Source organism: Ornithinimicrobium sp. (genome assembly GCF_051004135.1).
GTDB lineage: Bacteria > Actinomycetota > Actinomycetes > Actinomycetales > Dermatophilaceae > Ornithinicoccus.
The window spans coordinates 1-17,110 of sequence record NZ_JBPCKQ010000241.1 but is presented as its reverse complement, the minus strand read 5'-3'; the positions used below and the strand labels follow the sequence as shown (position 1 = coordinate 17,110).

The 17,110-nt window shown below is 68.5% G+C and carries 15 protein-coding genes and 1 pseudogene; 9 read left to right on the top strand and 7 right to left on the bottom strand.

All coding sequences use genetic code 11. From position 1 onward, the window contains the following. From ACR2FV_RS17250 to ACR2FV_RS17240, 3 genes and pseudogenes are all read right to left on the bottom strand, one after another. Nucleotides 1-261 (bottom strand): annotated as a pseudogene (locus ACR2FV_RS17250) (ABC transporter permease); the annotation flags it as partial. A 31-nt stretch (nt 262-292) separates the two neighbouring features. Beyond that, nucleotides 293-502: a hypothetical protein gene (locus tag ACR2FV_RS17245; RefSeq protein WP_434016938.1), complete on the bottom strand. Its 210-nt coding sequence runs from the start codon at nt 500-502 to the stop codon at nt 293-295. 15 nt (nt 503-517) lie between these two features. Next, entirely contained in the window at nt 518-1,627 is a 1,110-nt protein-coding gene (locus ACR2FV_RS17240) for an ABC transporter substrate-binding protein (RefSeq protein ID WP_434016937.1), read from the bottom strand. A gap of 497 nt (nt 1,628-2,124) precedes the next feature. On the opposite strand from ACR2FV_RS17240, the gene ACR2FV_RS17235 reads away from it, so the two are divergent. The 3 genes from ACR2FV_RS17235 to ACR2FV_RS17225 are packed head-to-tail and all read left to right on the top strand — an operon-like array spanning nt 2,125 to nt 5,144. Next, nucleotides 2,125-3,126: an ABC transporter ATP-binding protein gene (locus ACR2FV_RS17235; RefSeq protein ID WP_434016936.1), complete on the top strand. Its 1,002-nt coding sequence runs from the start codon at nt 2,125-2,127 to the stop codon at nt 3,124-3,126. Next, entirely contained in the window at nt 3,126-4,292 is a 1,167-nt protein-coding gene (locus ACR2FV_RS17230) for an ABC transporter ATP-binding protein (protein ID WP_434016935.1), read from the top strand. Before ACR2FV_RS17235 ends, ACR2FV_RS17230 begins: the two co-directional genes overlap by 1 nt. Nucleotides 4,293-4,349: 57 nt before the next feature. Continuing rightward, nucleotides 4,350-5,144 carry a type 1 glutamine amidotransferase gene (locus ACR2FV_RS17225; RefSeq protein WP_434016934.1) on the top strand — a complete coding sequence of 265 codons (795 nt, stop codon included), beginning with the start codon at nt 4,350-4,352 and terminating at the stop codon, nt 5,142-5,144. Here ACR2FV_RS17225 and ACR2FV_RS17220 read toward each other — a convergent pair. Continuing rightward, complete coding sequence (locus ACR2FV_RS17220) at nt 5,077-6,750, bottom strand: alpha-amylase family protein (RefSeq protein WP_434016933.1); 1,674 nt, start codon at nt 6,748-6,750, stop codon at nt 5,077-5,079. The genes ACR2FV_RS17225 and ACR2FV_RS17220 overlap by 68 nt on opposite strands. Nucleotides 6,751-6,889: 139 nt before the next feature. Between ACR2FV_RS17220 and ACR2FV_RS17215 the strand changes: the two genes are divergently transcribed. Then, nucleotides 6,890-8,473 carry a cation:proton antiporter domain-containing protein gene (locus tag ACR2FV_RS17215; RefSeq protein ID WP_434016932.1) on the top strand — a complete coding sequence of 528 codons (1,584 nt, stop codon included), beginning with the start codon at nt 6,890-6,892 and terminating at the stop codon, nt 8,471-8,473. Between the two features lie 6 nt (nt 8,474-8,479). On the opposite strand, the gene ACR2FV_RS17210 is transcribed toward ACR2FV_RS17215, so the two are convergent. Continuing rightward, nucleotides 8,480-8,950, bottom strand: a complete 471-nt coding sequence (locus ACR2FV_RS17210; protein WP_434016931.1) for a PPOX class F420-dependent oxidoreductase — start codon at nt 8,948-8,950, stop codon at nt 8,480-8,482. Nucleotides 8,951-8,974: 24 nt separating this feature from the next. Between ACR2FV_RS17210 and ACR2FV_RS17205 the strand changes: the two genes are divergently transcribed. After that, nucleotides 8,975-10,621, top strand: a complete 1,647-nt coding sequence (locus ACR2FV_RS17205) for an FAD-dependent oxidoreductase (RefSeq protein WP_434016930.1) — start codon at nt 8,975-8,977, stop codon at nt 10,619-10,621. A gap of 216 nt (nt 10,622-10,837) precedes the next feature. Here the strand turns inward: ACR2FV_RS17205 and ACR2FV_RS17200 are convergent, their stop codons facing one another. Then, complete coding sequence (locus ACR2FV_RS17200; RefSeq protein WP_434016929.1) at nt 10,838-11,041, bottom strand: hypothetical protein; 204 nt, start codon at nt 11,039-11,041, stop codon at nt 10,838-10,840. A gap of 478 nt (nt 11,042-11,519) precedes the next feature. Here ACR2FV_RS17200 and ACR2FV_RS17195 point away from each other — a divergent pair, with 478 nt between their 5' ends. After that, a complete protein-coding gene (locus ACR2FV_RS17195) occupies nt 11,520-12,389 on the top strand; it encodes an NAD(P)-dependent alcohol dehydrogenase (protein WP_434016928.1) in 870 nt (289 codons plus the stop codon). A 340-nt stretch (nt 12,390-12,729) separates the two neighbouring features. Here the strand turns inward: ACR2FV_RS17195 and ACR2FV_RS17190 are convergent, their stop codons facing one another. Beyond that, complete coding sequence (locus ACR2FV_RS17190; protein ID WP_434016927.1) at nt 12,730-13,386, bottom strand: hypothetical protein; 657 nt, start codon at nt 13,384-13,386, stop codon at nt 12,730-12,732. A 179-nt stretch (nt 13,387-13,565) separates the two neighbouring features. Between ACR2FV_RS17190 and ACR2FV_RS17185 the strand changes: the two genes are divergently transcribed. From ACR2FV_RS17185 to ACR2FV_RS17175, 3 genes are all read left to right on the top strand, one after another. Next, nucleotides 13,566-14,705 carry a sensor histidine kinase gene (locus tag ACR2FV_RS17185; protein ID WP_434016926.1) on the top strand — a complete coding sequence of 380 codons (1,140 nt, stop codon included), beginning with the start codon at nt 13,566-13,568 and terminating at the stop codon, nt 14,703-14,705. Then, nucleotides 14,702-15,406, top strand: coding sequence for a response regulator (locus ACR2FV_RS17180; RefSeq protein WP_434016925.1), 705 nt, complete (start codon nt 14,702-14,704; stop codon nt 15,404-15,406). Before ACR2FV_RS17185 ends, ACR2FV_RS17180 begins: the two co-directional genes overlap by 4 nt. Before the next feature lie 691 nt (nt 15,407-16,097). Next, complete coding sequence (locus tag ACR2FV_RS17175; protein WP_434016924.1) at nt 16,098-16,553, top strand: ester cyclase; 456 nt, start codon at nt 16,098-16,100, stop codon at nt 16,551-16,553. Nucleotides 16,554-17,110: the final 557 nt, after the last annotated feature.

Sequence of the window (17,110 nt, the reverse complement as noted above, 5' to 3'; positions counted from 1 at the left end):
GCTCCTGAACGAGATGCCGAGGTCGCCCCGCAGGGCGTCGGCCACGAAGCCGGTGTACTGCACCACGAAAGGATCGTTCAGGCCGTTCTGCTCCCGGAACTCCTCGATCTGCTCCTGGCTGGGCGGGTCGCTGAGCTCACGGTTCAGGATCACTTCAGCCGGGTCACCCGGCGACATCGACGCCAGCGCGAACGCGAACAGCGACAGCCCGAGCCACGTGGGAACGAGCAGGATGAGGCGGCGTGCGGCGAAGGTCAGCATCGGCCTGGTTGGGGGGTGGCGAGCGCTGGCGTCAGTTCCTCATGAAGACGGTGCGCCACCGCTGGTTGGTGCTGGACGGGTGGGGCTCGAAGCCATTGACCTTGTTCTTCATGGCATACGTCCGTTGTAGGCCGGCAAGCACGACCCCTCCCACCTCGTTGTCGATGAGCTCGTGCATCGCCTCTGCGGCCTTGCGCTTCAGCTCCGTCGGGTCGGTCTCGGTGAGGATGGCGTCGATCATGCTGTTGAACTTCGTCTACGGTCCGGGAGAGATGATCTTGTTGGTCGCGCTGCCGCTTTCCTGGGAGTACCACCGGAGTGCGATGAGGAAGGCCGGGTTGCCGTCGTTCTGGTTCGGAGCGGAAATATCGATGTCGAAATCACCCGAACTCAGTGCGGCGCTGTATGCCCCCTCGTCGAGCTGGGCGATCTGGGCGTCGAAGCCAACCGCTCGCAGCTGGGCCTGGACGAACTCCGGGGTGATCAGGTCCAGCCGGCCGAAGACGATCTTGACCTTGAGCGGCTGGCCGTCTTTGGTCCGGACGCCGTCGCCCTGCCGCTTCCAACCGGCCTGGTCGAGCAGCCGGTTGGCCTCGTTGCGGTCGAACGGCACGCCCTTGACCAGGTTGGCGAACTGCCCGAGCACGGCCGGTGGCGCAACCTGGGGGATGGCCTCGGCATTGCCGCCGAGCACGCCCTTGACATAGGCGTTGCGGTCGATCGAGTGGGCGACGGCCTTCCGCAGCAGAGGGTCGCTCAACAGGGTGGGCTCACCGCTGGGCTTGCGGCGGGCGATGTAGAACATGTGTACGAAGCCGACTGGGGCCTTGGCGATCTTGACGTCGGGCTGCGACGACACGGTGTTCAAGATGTTCAGCGGGATGTCGGTGATCATGTCCACCTCGCTGTTGCGAAGCGCCAATGCCCGGGTGGTGTCGTCGGGGTAGAACTTGAACGTGATGCGGTCGAGCATCGCTGGCTTGCCCCAGTAATTCGGGTTCTTCACGACCACCAGCTCTTGCTCCGGCGTGTAGCGCTCTACCTTGAACGGTCCGGTGCAAACGCTGTTCTGGACGGTGTTCTGAGGATCGCTGCCAGGCTTGAGCACCACCGTCGACGGGTGGTTGATCTGCTCGAGTAACCGGAGATTGGGCAATCTCGGGGTCACGTCGATGGACCGGTCGTCGACGATCTTGGTGGAGTCCGGTCCGAGGAACCCGGTCCCGACCGGCGGCGCCTGGGTGGTGAAGTCCACCGAGGACTTCAGGTCGGCCGAGGTGACCGGCGTGCCGTCGGCAAACTTCACCCCTGGAACAAGCGTAAATCGGAACGTGTTGTTGCCTACGAAGCGGCCTTCAGCGGCCATGGGCACCACTGAGAAGTCGGCTGCCAGCTGGACCAGCGTGTCACAGGTGTCGGCGTTGAGGGGGTAGTTGGGCTTGCGCTTCTTATCGCCCGGGGATGCGTCGACCCAAGGGTCCTTTGAGTACCCGACCTTGAGCTCCTGGGGGCCCGTCGGCGTGGCGGGCGCGTCGCCCGTCTGTCCCGAGCCGGTGACGTTCGGTGCCTCGTCGGCGCAGGCCGTGGCGACCAGTGACAGGGCCAGGAAGCCGACCAGGAGCCGTGCCCTGCGTCGCCTCCCCCCCACCGTCGAGACCTGTCGTTGCCGTTCCCCAACCCCTTGCATGTGTGTTCCCCTCTCAGCTCACCATGATCGCCGCCTCCGTACGCCCCAAACCTACTAGTAGCAAACCGATCAGACCAGAGCAGGGCGCGGGCGTCGGCAGGCGTCGGAAACGCCCAATCGCGGTTGGTGAAGCAACCGGTGTGATCTCGGCACGCCACCGGTACGCTTCCACAGCGATGACCGCCGTCCTGGACGTCCGCGATCTCGAGGTGACCTTCCGGACGGCCGAAGGTCTTGTCTCGGCGGTCCGCGGTATCAGCCTCACTCTCGAGCCTGGGCGGATCCTGGGCGTCGTGGGGGAGTCCGGGTCGGGCAAGACGGTGACCATGCTCGCCACCCTTGGGCTCCTGCCGGCGAGCGCCGAGGTGGCGGGGTCGGTCAAGTACAAGGGCCGGGAGCTTCTGAAGCTGGCGCCGTCCGAGCTGCGTAAGGTGCGCGGTTCCGGGATCGCCATGATCTTCCAGGACCCACGCACCTCGCTGAACCCGGTGCACACCATCGGGCACCAGATCGTCGAGGGGATCCGCATCCACCATCCCGAGGTGAGTCGCAAGGACGCCCTCAAGCGGGCGGTCGACCTGCTGCGGCTGGTCGGCATCCCCCAGGCCGACCGGCGGGCGAACGACTATCCCCACCAGTTCTCCGGCGGCATGTGCCAGCGGGCCATGATCGCGATGGCCGTGGCCAACAATCCCGACGTGCTGGTGGCCGACGAGCCGACGACCGCCCTCGACGTCACCATCCAGGCCCAGATCCTGGCATTGCTCAAGGAGCTGGTCGAGGAATCCGGCACCGCCCTGGTGATGATCACCCACGACCTCGGCGTGGTGGCCGGGCTGTGCGACGAGGTCAATGTGCTCTACGCCGGGCGCATCGTGGAGCGTGGCGACCGCCACCCCCTCTTCGCCACGCCGCGGCACCCCTACACGGGCGGTCTGTTGGAGTCGATCCCCCGGCTCGACGAGAAGCGGGGTAGCCGGCTGAATCCGGTGCCCGGCTCGGTCGCCGACAACATCCCGTGGGACCACGGCTGTGCCTTCGCGCCGCGGTGCAGCTCGGAGGTCGACGCCTGCCGGGAACGGAGCCCTGACCTGGTCCAGGACGACGACGTCTCCGACCTCCGGCTGCTGCGGTGTCACCACCCGTTGCCGACTCAGCACCAGACCGAGGAGGCGTGATGAGCACCGCGACCACCCCGCATACCCAGGAGCGCTCCGGCTCCGAGGACGAGCTGCTGGTCGACGTGCGCGGCCTGAAGATGCACTTCCCGATCAAGCGCGGCATCGTCTTCGACCGCACCATCGGCTACGTCTACGCGGTCGACGGCATCGACCTGCAGATCAAGCGCGGCGAGACCTACGGCCTCGTCGGCGAGTCCGGGTGCGGCAAGTCCACCTTCGGCCGGGCGCTGCTCCACCTGGAGGAGCCGACCGCCGGCGAGGTCTACTTCGACGGGGTCGAGCTGGCGAGCCTGAAGGGCGAGAAGCTGCGCACCCAGCGCCGGCACATGCAGATGGTCTTCCAGGACCCGCTGGGCAGCCTGGACCCCCGGCAGACCGTCGAGCAGCTGCTGCTGGAGGGGATGAAGGCGCACGGGCTGACCAAGAACCAGGACGCCCGCCAACGGCTCATCGATCTGCTCAAGGCGGTCGGGCTGCCCCGCAACGCGCTGAGCAAGTACCCCCACGAGTTCTCCGGTGGTCAGCGCCAGCGCATCGGCATCGCCCGTGCCCTGGCGGTCGACCCCCAGCTCATTGTGGCCGACGAGCCGGTCAGCGCGCTCGACGTGTCCGTGCAGGCGCAGGTGATCAACCTGCTGCAGGACCTGCAGGAGGAGTTCGGGCTGACCTACCTGGTCATCGCGCACGACCTGGCGGTCGTCCGGCACGTGAGCGACCGGATCGGAGTGATGTATCTCGGCGCGCTGGTCGAGGAGAGCGACGCCGACGACATCTACGCCCACCCGCTGCACCCCTACACCCGGGCCCTGATGTCCGCGGTGCCGGTGCCGGACCCGGTGGTCGAGGACTCCCGCGAGCAGATCCTGTTGCAGGGTGACCTGCCCAGCCCGGCCGACCCGCCCTCGGGGTGCCGCTTCCACACCCGGTGCCCCTGGCGCCAGGAGACCCGGTGTGACGACGAGCGGCCGGTGTTGCGGGACGTGACCATCGACGGGGTCACCGCCGGGCACCGGGTGGCCTGCCACTGGGCGGAACAGATCGCTTCCGGTGAGGTCACGCGGCACGACACCTCGCCGACCGACGTCGATGCCCCGGTGCGCGAGGATCACCACGACGCCGACCAGGGCCTGTTCGGGGCTCAGTCGGTGGACGAGGCCACCTGATCCTGACCGGCCGGCCCGGGCCGGTCTGGACTCCTGCACGACGGTAGATTGCGCTGCGTGACCCCCGACCCTCCCCGCCTGCTCGTCATCCAGCACGAGGACGACGCACCGCCCGGACTGCTGCGGCGATGGTTCGACGCGGCCGGTGTCGACCTTGATGTGCTGCTCTCCCACCGCGGGCAGGACATCCCCGTGGCCCTGACCGAGCACGACGGCCTGATCGTCCTCGGCGGCGCGATGGGGGCCCTGGACGACGACGTCGCGCCCTGGCTGCCCGCAGTCCGCTCGCTGATCGCCGGCACCGTCGGCGCCGGACTGCCGTTCCTCGGCATCTGTCTTGGCCACCAGCTGGGCGGGGCCGCCCTCGGCGGCACGGTGCAGCGCAACCCCGCCGGCCAGGCCGGCGGCGTCACGCCGTGGCTCCCGACCCCGGCGGGTCTGGCCGATCCGCTGCTGGGGGGCATCCGCGACGGGGCGCCGTGCGTGCAGTGGAACGGCGACATCGTGGTCGAGCTGCCTCCGGGCGCGACGGTGCTGGCCCGCTCCCCCGACGGTGCGGTCCAGGCGGTCCGCTACGGCGAGCACGCCTGGGGGGTGCAGCCGCACCCGGAGGTCACGCCCGCCATCTTCTGCAGCTGGACGACCGACAAGCCGTCGGCCGGTGCGCCCCGTCCGGACGGCATCGACATACGGGCGGTCGCCCAGGAGATCGAGGACCGGGGCGCCGAGCTGGCCCGCGAATGGGAGCCGTTCGGTCGCCGCTTCGCCCAGATCGTGACCGGGCTCAGGCCATCAGGGCCCCGCGGCTTTGATGCACCCGCAGCCAGCGGAAGCCGTATCCCTCCAGGGTGAGCTCGACCCCGCCGCCGGTGAGCGCCACCGGCTCGCGGCCCAGCACGTCCTCCGCAACGCTCGAGGAGTCGGACCCCTCCACCGGCAGCTGCAGGGTCACCGGCTCCGCGGCGAGGTTGTGCACCGCGAGCAGGGCCGAGTCGTCCAGGTCACAGCGGTGTGCCAGCACCCCGTGGTGCGGCTGCTCGATGATCCGGGCCTCGCCCCAGCCGATCTCGGGACAGCGCCGGTATGCCGTGATCAGCGAGTGGACGTGGGTCCACAGCGAGTCGGGGTCCTCCTGCTGGTCAGCGACGTTGACGTGCTCCGGGGCGTAGCCGCCCGGCACCGGCTGGGCCATGAGCTTGCTCGGCGGCGCGGCGGAGAAGCCGCCGTTCTTGCCTGCCGTCCACTGCATGGGTGTGCGCACCGCCATCCGGCCCTCCAGGGCCAGGTCCTCCCCCATCCCGATCTCCTCGCCGTAGTAGAGGGTCGGCGTGCCGGGAAGGGAGAACAACAAGCTGTAGGACATCCGGATCCGCCGGGGATCCCCCTGCAGCATCGGCGGCAACCGGCGCTTGAGCCCGCGGCCATAGATCTGCATCTCCTCCTGTGGCCCGAACGCGGCGAACACCTCCTCCCGCTCGGCGTCGCTCAGCTTGTCCAGGGTCAGCTCGTCGTGGTTGCGCAGGAACGTGGCCCACTGACAAGCGGGGTGGATCTGCGGACGACCGGCCAGGGCCCGCGCGAGCGGCCGCGCGTCGCCCCGGGCCATCGCCAGGTAGGTCGCCTGCATGGTGACGAAGTCGAACATCATGTCCAGCTGGCCGCCATGATCCCCACCGAAGTAGGCCAGCTGCTTCTTGTGCGTGACGTTGACCTCGCCCAACATCATGGCGCTGCCCTTGCGCCGGCCGAGGAACGCGCGGATCCGGCGCAGCAGGTCGTGTGGGTTGCCGGCCAGGCCCTCGGCCTCCTGGGTCTCCACGTCGTCGAGGAAGAAGGGGACCGCATCGACCCGGAAGCCGTCGATCCCGAGCTCGATCCAGAAGCCGATGACCCGCATCAGCTCGTCGCGGACCTTCGGGTTGGCCACGTTGAGGTCGGGCTGATGCTTGTAGAAGTGGTGCAGGTACCACTGCTCGGTGCGCTCGTCGAGCTCCCAGATCGAGTCCTCCTGGTCGGGGAAGACGACCTGGTGGGAGGTGTCCGGGGGCTCGGTGTCGCGCCACACGTAGAAGTCGCGGTAGGGGCTGTCCACACTTCGCCGGGCAGACTTGAACCACGGGTGCTGGTCGGAGGTGTGGTTGACGATGAGGTCGGCGATCACCCTGATCCCGCGGTCGTGGGCGGTGCGGATCACCTCGACCAGCTGCCCGTGGTTGCCGAGCCGGTCATCGACGCCGTAGAAGTCCTTGATGTCGTAGCCGTCGTCGCGGTCCGGGCTGGGATAGAACGGCATCAGCCACAGGCAGGTGATGCCGAGCTCGGCGAGATAGTCGATCCGCCGGGCCAGCCCGCCGAGGTCACCCACCCCGTCGGCGTTGGAGTCGTCGTAGGTCTCGATGTCCAGGCTGTAGATGACCGCGTTCTTCCACCACAGGTCGCTGGTGTCGGTGACCTTCATCGGTGCCGCTCCGTTCGTCGGGGTCGTGAGCACCCACTCCACCGCATGGCGGCGAACAGGGCAACCGGTCACACCCGGCGCCCGCGCTACGGCAGACTTGGCCCACCGCACGCTACGTCGCAGGAGGAGAGGAGGCCCGGTGCTCACCACCGTCTCGATCTATCTGAGCGTGACGTTCCTGGCGGCGCTCCTGGCGGTGCTCATCCGGCTGCCGCCGCTGGTGGGCTTCCTCGCCGCGGGCTTCGCCCTCAACCTCCTGGGCGTGGGCGAGCTGCCGGGGCTGGAGACCTTCGCCGATCTGGGGGTCACGCTGTTGTTGTTCGGCATCGGGCTCAAGCTGGACGCCCGCACCCTGCTGCGTCGGGAGGTGTGGCTGACCTCGGCCGTGCATCTGGCGGCGACGATCCTGGTCGCGACGGCGTTCCTGACCATGATCAGCATGGTGGGCTCCGGGCTGGTCGCCCGCTCCGGGTGGACCGGACTGCTGCTCGTGGGCTTCGCGCTGTCCTTCTCCAGCACCGTCTTCGTGGTCAAGATCCTGTCCGCCCGCAGCGAGTCCCAGTCGCACTACGGCCGGGTGGCCATCGGGGTGCTGATCATGCAGGACGTCGCCGCGGTCGTCTTCCTGACCGGTGCCGCGGGGGCGCCGCTGAGCCCGTGGACGTTGCTGCTGCTGCTCGTGCTGCCCGGGGCCTGGGTGCTGCGCCGGCTGTGGGACCTCGTGCCGCACGGCGAGATGCAGGCGCTGTTCGGCATCGTGGTCGCCCTCGTGCCCGGGTATGCCGCATTCGAGCTGGTCGGGCTCAAGGGTGATCTCGGCGCCCTGGTGCTGGGCGCGCTGCTCGCGGGTCACCCCGCTGCCGGTGAGCTGTCCAAGAGCCTGTTCACCCTCAAGGAGCTGCTGCTGGTCGGCTTCTTCGTCTCCATCGGGCTCGGCGAGCTGCCCACCGCTGAGGGGTTGGTGCTGGCCGGCCTGCTCATGCTGCTGGTGCCGCTCAAGGCGGCCGGGTTCTTCGTGCTGCTGTGGTGGTCGCGGCTGAGTCACCGCTCGTCGCGGCTGACCAGCCTGGCCCTGGCCAACTACTCCGAGTTCGCGCTGATCGTGGCCGCCGTCGGCGTGGAGGCGGCCATGCTCGAGGAACAGTGGCTCACGGTGCTCTCGGTCGCTGTCGCCGCCAGTTTCGTGCTGTCGAGCCTGCTCAACCGCAGCGACAGCCGGGCGATGTCGGAGCTGACGGCGCGACTGCCCGAGCAGGATCCCGACCGGCTGCACCCGGAGGACCGGCCGATCGACCTGAGCCACGGCGACGCCGTCGTGCTGGGGATGGGCCGGATCGGGCGGTCGGCATACCTGCAGCTGGAGCGGGAGTACGACCTGGAGGTGATCGGGATCGAGACCGACCTGACCCGCATCGAGCAGCTGCGCGCCGAGGGGCTGGAGGTGCAGGAGGCCGACGCCACCGACTCGGCCTTCTGGGACCGGGTCTCGCACACCGGCGAGGTGCGCCTGGTGGTGCTGGCCATGCCCTTCCACGGCTCCAATGTCCTGGCTCTGCAGAAGCTGCGGGAGAGCGGCTTCACGGGCACGGTCGCTGCCGTGTCCCAGTGGGATGACGAGGCGAGGGAGATGCGCACCAGGGGCGCTCACTCGGTGCTGCAGCTCTACAGCGGCGCTGGCACTCAGCTGGCCGACGAGGCCGTCGAGGTCATCCGCGAGCGCTGAGCCCGCTCAGTCCGCGTCCTGCTTGGGCGGGAAGCCCCCGGTCGCGATCGGCCCCCAGTGCTGGATCGTCACCCGGATCAGCGACTTGCCCTGGCGGGTCATCGCCTCGCGGTACTCCGCCCAGTCGGGATGCTCCCCGGAGATGCTTCGGAAGTAGTCGGCCAGCGGCTCGAGGGCCTCGGGCAGGTCGAGCACCTCCGCGGTGCCGTCGAGCTGGACGTAGGGACCGTCCCAGTCCTCGGAGTGGATCACCAGCGACACCTGCGGCGTGCGCCGGATGTTGGCGGCCTTGGCCCGCTGCGGGTAGGTGGAGATGACCACGCGACCCTGCTCGTCCAGGCCGCAGGAGACCGGCGACATCTGCAGCCCACCGCTGCTCTTGCGCGTCACCAGGGTGGCGTGGTGCCGGGTGCGGACGAAGTCGTCGAGCTCGGTGCGGGAGACGCGGTCGGAGGTCGCGTAGTTCGTCGGTGCCATGGCGCGTCAGCGTAGCCTGCGCTCATGGACGGGGCGGCGGGCAGCACGGCAGGTGACGACTTCGCCCGCACCAGCTGGGACCTGCGCCGGTTCCTGTGGGCACCCGCGCTGGGCTGCTACGGCATCCAGCGCATCCACCTGCTGCGCGACTGCATGGTGCTGGCCGGCGTCGGGGTGGGCGGCGGGTCGCTCAACTACGCCAACACGCTCTATCGTCCCGGGCCCGCGTTCTTCGCCTCCCCGCAGTGGGCGGGGATCACCGACTGGGAGCGCGAGCTGGCGCCCTACTACGACCAGGCGGCGCGGATGCTCGGCGTGGTGCCCAACCCCGAGCTGACGCCGGCCGATGAGGTGATGCGCTCGGTGGCGCAGGAGATGAGGGTCGGCGACACGTTCACCCTGGCCCCGGTGGGGGTCTTCTTCGGCGAGCCGGGGCGCCGGGTGCCCGACCCGTTCTTCGGTGGGGCCGGCCCGGAGCGCAGCGGGTGCCTGCAGTGCGGTGAGTGCATGACCGGCTGCCGGCACGGCGCCAAGAACACCCTGGTCAAGAACTACCTGGCCCTCGCCGAGCGGGCCGGGGCGCAGGTCGTCCCGATGACCACGGTGACCGGACTGGTCGAGCAGGACGGCGGCTGGCAGGTGAGCACCGGGCATACCGGCGGGTGGTCGCGGCGGGGCGGCACGACATACACCGCGCGGTATGTCGTGCTCGCCGCGGGCACGTGGGGCACCCAGCGGCTGCTGCACCGGCTGGCCGACACCGGCGCGCTGCCCCGGCTCTCACCGCGGCTGGGCGAGCTGACCCGGACCAACTCCGAGTCGATCGTCGGGGCGATCCGGCCCCGCGTCGAGCCCGGCACCGACCTGACCCGTGGGGTGGCGATCACCTCCTCGTTCCACCCGAGTCCGGACACGCATGTGGAGCCGGTGCGCTACGGCAAGGGCTCCAACGCGATGGGCCTGCTGCAGACGCTGATGACCGACGGCACCGGGCGGGGGCCGCGCTGGCTGCGCTTCCTCGGGGCCGCGCTGCGCTCCCCCGCTGACCTGGTGCGGACCGCGATCGTGCACCGCTGGAGTGAGCGCAGCATCATCGCCCTGGTCATGCAGGACCTGGATAACTCGATCACGACGTCACTGGCTCGTGGGCCGTTCGGGTGGCGGCGGATGACCAGCCGGCAGGGGCACGGCATACCGAATCCCACCTGGATCCCGCAGGCCAACGACGTCGCGCGGCGGATCGCCCGGCGGATCGGCGGGATCGCGGCGGGCAGCTGGGGCGACGTGGCCGACGTCCCGCTGACCGCGCACTTCCTGGGCGGGTGCGTGATCGGGGCGGACGCCGAGCGCGGGGTGATCGACCCCTACCACCGGGTGCACGGCTATCCGAACCTGAGCATCGTCGACGGATCGGCTGTCTCGGCCAACCTGGGGGTCAACCCGTCGCTGACGATCACCGCGCAGGCCGAGCGGGCGGCGGCGCTGTGGCCCAACAATGGCGAGACGGACCCGCGGCCGACGCCGGGCGAGGCCTACCGGCCGGTGGCCCCGGTGCGCCCGCGCTCCCCGGTCGTGCCGGCGTCGGCACCGGGTGCGTTGCGCCTGCCGCGGTCACGCGCGTTCAGTCGCCGCGGGCGGGTCGCGGCAGGGGAGTGTGGTTATGCGGACTGATCTTGCTCGAGCCGTTCAAGGATCCATGAGCGCACGAGGGTGGAGGCCGGGAGGTGCTGACGGTCGGCCAGGGCCTGCAGGCTGTCGTACTCCTGGGGGCTGAGTCGGATCGAGTAAACGCGGGACCGATCTCGATTCGGGTGGGTGAACCGAGCACCTGGCGGGTAGGGAAGGTCCTTGCTCCGTTCGGACTCTTCGCGCAGTGCGGCAGTCAGGTCAGGATCGATCGTCTTGGCCATTGTCGCTTCCTCCCTGATAGATGCGTAGATCATGGCCGGTGGCTGGCCAGGCGTTGACGCCGTGCAGGTCGCCGTCCAGATCGCGGTAGGCGATCACGACGAGGACCCGTCCGATGCTGACGGACTCACCGATGAACCTGGCAGCTCCGATCCGGGACTTCGGGTCCGGCTCAAACTGCACGAGGTCAGGATCGTCCAGCACTTCCTTCGCCCAGGAAGGCTCGAGATTGAGTCCACCGGGGTACCGCTCGCTGCGAGACCGGACGTAGACGCGGACATCATCCCAGTGGATCGTCTCGGCGACGACGCCAGTGTACTACGCGGTAGTACCACAGGCGCCGGGGTCGACCGACGCTACCGACATGGCGAGACCCGCAGCACCATCGACAGGAAGCCACCGCGGGTGGTCCGAACCTCCTGAGAGATCACGTGCATAAGCGGCGGTAGGACGCACCCTGGGGATCGCGGCAAGCGGAGGTTTGTCACGCCGACGCGGCGCGAGCGAGACCGCGGGTCCGCTCATAGGGCCACTGCTGTCGTTCGACCGGCCCTCGGCTTGCTACGTTGCGTTTATGACTTGGGGTGCCGGAGGGCGGGCGTGAAGGCGGTCCTGTACGAGCGGTACGGGCCTCCCGATGCCTCTCCCCGCTACCGGTCAGGTGCGGGTCAAAGTCGCTGCGACTTCGGTCAACCTCAGCGACTGGGAGGGCTTACGCGGATCGCCTGCTTACGCCCGTCTCGGCGGGCTGCGTTACCCGGCTCGCCGGACGCTTGGTTCAGACAGCGCGGGCGTTGTCGGCGAGGCGGTGACCGGGTTCCGGCCCGGAGACGAGGTGTATGGAGACAACCTGGCGCTGATGGGTGGCTTCGCGGAGTACGCGCTCGCGCCGGAATCCGCACTGGTCCATAAGCCGGCCCAGCTCACGTTCGCTGAGGCGTCAACCATCCCACAAGCGGGCGCGATCGCCCTGCAGGGCACGGAAAGGGCATCATCGGGTAGCCGGGTGCTGATCAACGGCGCTGGCGGGGGGTCGGGATCCTTCGCCATACAGCTCGCCAAGCGACTCGGTGCTCACGTGACGGGTGTCAACAACGCCGCCAAACAAGACTTCATGCGATCGATGGGCGCCGACGACGTGATCGACTACCGCCGGGACGACTTCACACGAACGACCCGGCCGTACAACCTGGTGTTGGACCTGGTCGCTCACCGCTCGGTGTTCGCCTACCGTCGTGCGCTGGCATCTGGTGGTAGGTATCGGTGCGTAGGTGGGTCGGTGCCTGCGTTGCTGCGCGTGCTCACCGTCGGCTCGGTGGTGGGGCGGCTGGCCGGGCGTTCCATCGGGGTGCTTACCGTCAAGGAGGGACCGGCCCACTTCGAGCCACTCGCCGATCTCTGCGTTGCCGCGGAGGTCAGGATCCACATCGACCGTACGTTCACGCTCGACGAGGTTCCCACAGTTCTTGCTCATGTTGGCGAGGGGCGCGCTCTGGGCAAAGTTGTCGTCACCCCTAATGTCGCAAGCTGAACGCGTTCGGGCCCCGGGCGAGTGCACAGGGCAGCCTGCTCATCGGCTTGGCCGGACACCACCTCACGCGTGCCCTGTCCGCGGAGTTAAGACGCATGGGCAACGGCCTGTGCGCACTTGGTGGTTGCCTGGAGGCAGCCGACTGCTGAGCGGAAGGCACGCACCTGGGAAACCTCTGCGCTGTTGTCCGGGCGGGTCAGGTGGTCACGCCGAAGTTCGGGGCACGACCCGTTGCGTGCTCCGTGCGAGGCGTCAGCCGGGTCGTGCGTCCAGAGGTCGATCCACGACTGGGACAGACGGGGGGCGAGTGGGCTGGATGTTGAGGTTGTCGGTGATCCGGTCACTGATGGTTGGCCAGGACGGTGGCTGTTTCTTTCTGCTCGCCAGAGACGACGGCTTGGGCGGCGATGGCCCAGCCCCACATGAGCGGGAGCAGCGCGCTGCCGAGTGAGGTCACCGTCGTCACGGCGAACATGAACGGGATGAAGCCGATCAGCAGGATGGGGGTGATGCGCGGGCGGAAGTGGTTGCGCAGCAGCATGATGCCGAGCGGTATTCCGCCGAAACCGATGACCAGGAAGGCGCCGATGCCGAGGATGAACATCTGATCCATCCATGGGGTGAAGTAGTCCCCGAACACTGACAGGGTCATGACCGCGTAGGCGACGAGCGCGGTCTGAAACAGGCGTCGCTCGGCCCCCTGAGGCCGCCGCCGCCGGTAGACGAGGTAGGCCGCAGCCAAGAACGCCACACACACCGGGGTCCAGATCTTCCCGTAGGTGACGTACACGGTCCATGGGTCGCTCCAGTCCAGCAGCGGTCCAAGCGCGCGGATGGCGGGCTCGCCCCAGGCTCCAGCAAGGGGGGCCTCCTCGAAGTCCTGCGGGTGGGACTGGGCGCGGGCGAGGGCGTGGACCTGCCCGACCACCGTGCCGACAGTGGCCATGATCCAGGCGAACCGGCTGATCCGCCGGGCGGTGACTGGGGTGATCTCCATTGGTGGCTCCTTGTTGGGCCCTCGGTTTGGCCGTCGAGCGATCGGCCACGTTTCGAGGGTATGAAGGCTGCGACCGCGGGTCGTCCTGCGCCGGGACGGATCATGTGGGACCGCAGCAGGAGAGCGGCGTCCTCCGTAAGGAGGACGTCTGTTCGCCCCTCTGGGGGTACCGTGCGAGGGTGAGCCGCAGGAGTTGGGCCTTCGACATCGCCGTGGTGTTGGCGGTGGGTTTGTTGGGACAACTCGAGGCGTGGTTGGGCATCGGGTCGACGCACCGCCAAGGGCCGTTGTGGGCACAATCGCTGCTGTATGCCGTCACGGCGCTGTTGCTGGTGGGCCGTCGCGTGCGGCCGCTCGCGTGCCTGTCCGCCATCGTCGTGGTCAGTGTCGCCGAGTTCGTTGCGGTCGGCTCGCCGGAGGGATTCGCGGTGAGCGTTGCGCCGCTCATCGCGACCTACACCGTCGGCAACCGGTTGCAGTGGCCACGGTCCTGCCTCGGGCTGGTGCTGTCTGTTGTGCTCTGGGTGCTGTGGGCGGCGTTGGACCCGGTGAACCGAGATCTCGCTGAGCGCGTGTCGTCGTTGGTCTGGTTGACGCCGGCGCTTGTCGCGTGGCTGCTGGGCGCGCTCGTCCGGGCCGGCCGGCTCAACGCCGAGCAGCGAGCCGTCAACCGTGAGCAGCGGGCGTCGCGTGCTGTGGCCGAGGAGCGGAATCGGATCGCCCGAGAGTTGCATGACGTGATCGGGCACAGCGTCAGTGTCATGACGGTGCAGGCGTCGGCCGTCCGTCGGCGGCTCACGGCAGATCAGGCGGTGGAGCGGCAGGCACTCGAGTCCGTGGAGAGCGTCGGACGGGAGGCCCTCGCAGAGATGCGGCGCATGGTCGGTGCGCTACGAGGCGTCGGTGAGGATCATGAGCTCGAGCCGGTGCCGGGTCTGGACCAGGTGGATCGGTTGGCGGAGAAGTTCCGCACGGCCGGGTTGCCCGTGTCGTTCTCGGTCACCGGAGTGGCGCGGGACCTGGCGCCGGGCCTGGATCTCACGGCATACCGGCTCGTTCAGGAGGGGCTCACGAACACCCTGCGGCATGCTCGGGACCCGCAGCGGGTCGAGGTGGCGGTCGCCTACGGGGCGGACCGGATCGAGCTGGCGATACGCGACGACGGTCAGCGGTCTTCGGGCTCGCCTGCGACGGAGAAGGGCAGCGGCCTGTTGGGGATGCGGGAACGCGTGACGGTGTACGGCGGTTCGCTCGTTGCCGGGGTGAGGCCCGAGGGTGGGTTTGAGTTGGTGGCTACCTTGCCCATGGAGCCGACATGAGTCTCGTCGATGCCGGGTCGTCCACATCGATCGGAACGCTGATCGTGGACGACCAAGCTTTGGTGCGGGCCGGTTTCCGGATGATCCTCGAGATCGAGCCGGACCTGCACGTGGTGGGCGAAGCGGCTGACGGAGATCAGGCTGTGGCCCAAGTGGCCGCGTTGAAGCCCGATGTCGTGCTCATGGACGTGCGGATGCCGGGGGTTGACGGCATCGCGGCTACGCGGCGGATCATGACCGACGCCTCGTGCCGTACACGGGTGGTGATGCTGACGACCTTCGACATCGACGAGTACGTCTATGAGGCCCTGAAGGCCGGGGCGAGCGGGTTCCTGCTCAAGGACGTGCAGCCGGAGCTCTTGGTGGCCGGCATCCGGGCAGTGCACGCTGGCGAGCCGCTGCTCTCGCCCACGGTGACCCGACGGATGATCGAAACGTTCGTCGACCGGCCACGGACGGTGGACCAGGGTGCCCGCAAACGGCTGGCGTCGCTGACCCCCCGGGAACGAGAGACCCTGCAACTGCTGGCGCGTGGGCTCACCAACGCGGAGATCGCCGGCGACTTGTTCGTCTCCGAAACCACCGCAAAGACACACGTCGCCAGGGTTCTGACAAAGCTCGCCCTGCGCGACCGAGTCCAGGCCGTCATCTACGCCTACGAGACCGGCGTGGTGAGCGAGGAGCCCAGGCGAAGCCCGTAGGGCGCTCGGCGACGTCATGCTCGACCAAGTGGGAGGCGGTATGCGCCCGGCTGGGGGACAGAGAGGGATCGCATGCCATAAGAGCGCGCGCAAGACACGAGGTGTCCATCGGCTGGAGGAGACCTAAGGCAGCAGGGCCAACACTTCGATCAGTCCCGGCGAAGTCCAGCCACTACTGGTGCTGTGCGATCCCTCCGACGACTCAGTGCTTGGGTCCACACGCCGACACGTGCTGCGCTTCCACGCGCAAAGAGCCGGTGCGGCCCAGTCCTTCTGGGCGTTAGGCACACCCCCGCGCAGGGCTCGGCGCGCAGCCCCGGTCGCGGGTGAGCAAAGCCCGTGTCGGCGGCCCTTGACAAGCCCGCTGCCCGGTCAGCGACGACTCGAGCGGGCCTCATCGTCGGCATGCCGGACGATGCCAGGCTCAGACCTAGCAGCCACGTACGGCAAGCCAGCGGTGCCCGGCTGGACTCCAGCACGACCCGCAGCCGGGAGGTCCGCGCCGACCGAGGCGACTCATCGCCAGGACTGAGATCCGATCCCCACGGTCGCGGCGACACCCAACCTCAACGCCTGGTGTGGCCGGTTGTGGCCGTCCACGTCCAGAGATCTGAGTTGGCCCCGGGCGCTGCCCCTTGCCGAACCGCTACGGCGGGAGGATGCTTGCTCCCTTACGACTTTGGGAGGTTACGTGGTGGTCGGTGAGAACGAGAAACTGGTGCGCCGTCTGGTCCAGGAGGGCGTCAACGCCAACCAACCCGAGATGCTGGAATCGGTGGTTGCACGGGATGTTCGCGTCCATCCCGGGACGCCTGGTGCTGCCCCCGACACCGAAGGCCTCGAGGAACTCAGAGTAGCGTTCGGGCGATTTCACGCCGCGTTTCCTGACTTGCACATCGCTTTAGACGATGTGATCGCAGCAGGCGACCGCGTCGCTGCGAGGTGGACGGCCACCGGCACTCATCGAGGAGACCTGGCCGGGATCCCGGCGACTGGCCGGGCAGTGCGATGGGGCGGCATCGACGTCTACCGGCTCGACGACGGCATGATCGTGGAGTGGTGGCGCAACGATGACTTTGTTGGGTTGTTGCACCAATTGGGGTCAGACCCGCTTCGGGCCCCCTCGGTCGACTCGGACGACCCATAAACTCCGGGGGTCGCGGCACCGATCACGCGGGCCAGGGTAAACGTGATCAATGCGTACGCCAACCACGCCGCGTTGGCTGCATCTGACCCCGAGGGCAACCTCGCGAGGAGACCTGCCTTCAGCTCGGCGATGACCTGTTCGACCAAGGCGTGTTCGCCCTGCCAAACGCGGCACGGGTCCCCTCGGCGAACCTTCAGGATGCTCATGTACTCGGAGACTCATCTTTTTCCACGCCGCTGCGGATGCCGGAGTCGAAGAGAACCGGTAGCCCGTCGGCGGCAGCGCCCACCAAACGCAGCGACCCCGGCACATACCAATAGGCAACGCACGTGTAACTACTCAGGTGTTCGGCGTGGCGGGTTGATACTGGTGTGACTGGTGAGACAGTTGTTAGGTGTCCGATGATCCGCTGTGTTGAGCGACAGGGTGGGTGGGTACCAGGAAGGGCCTTGGCGTCATCGACGATGAGGACGGGTCATGGTCATCGTGGGTGACGCGGCCGGCGACAGGGTGCTGACCAGGGCGAACCACGTTTCGCCTCTTGCCACGGGAGTGCC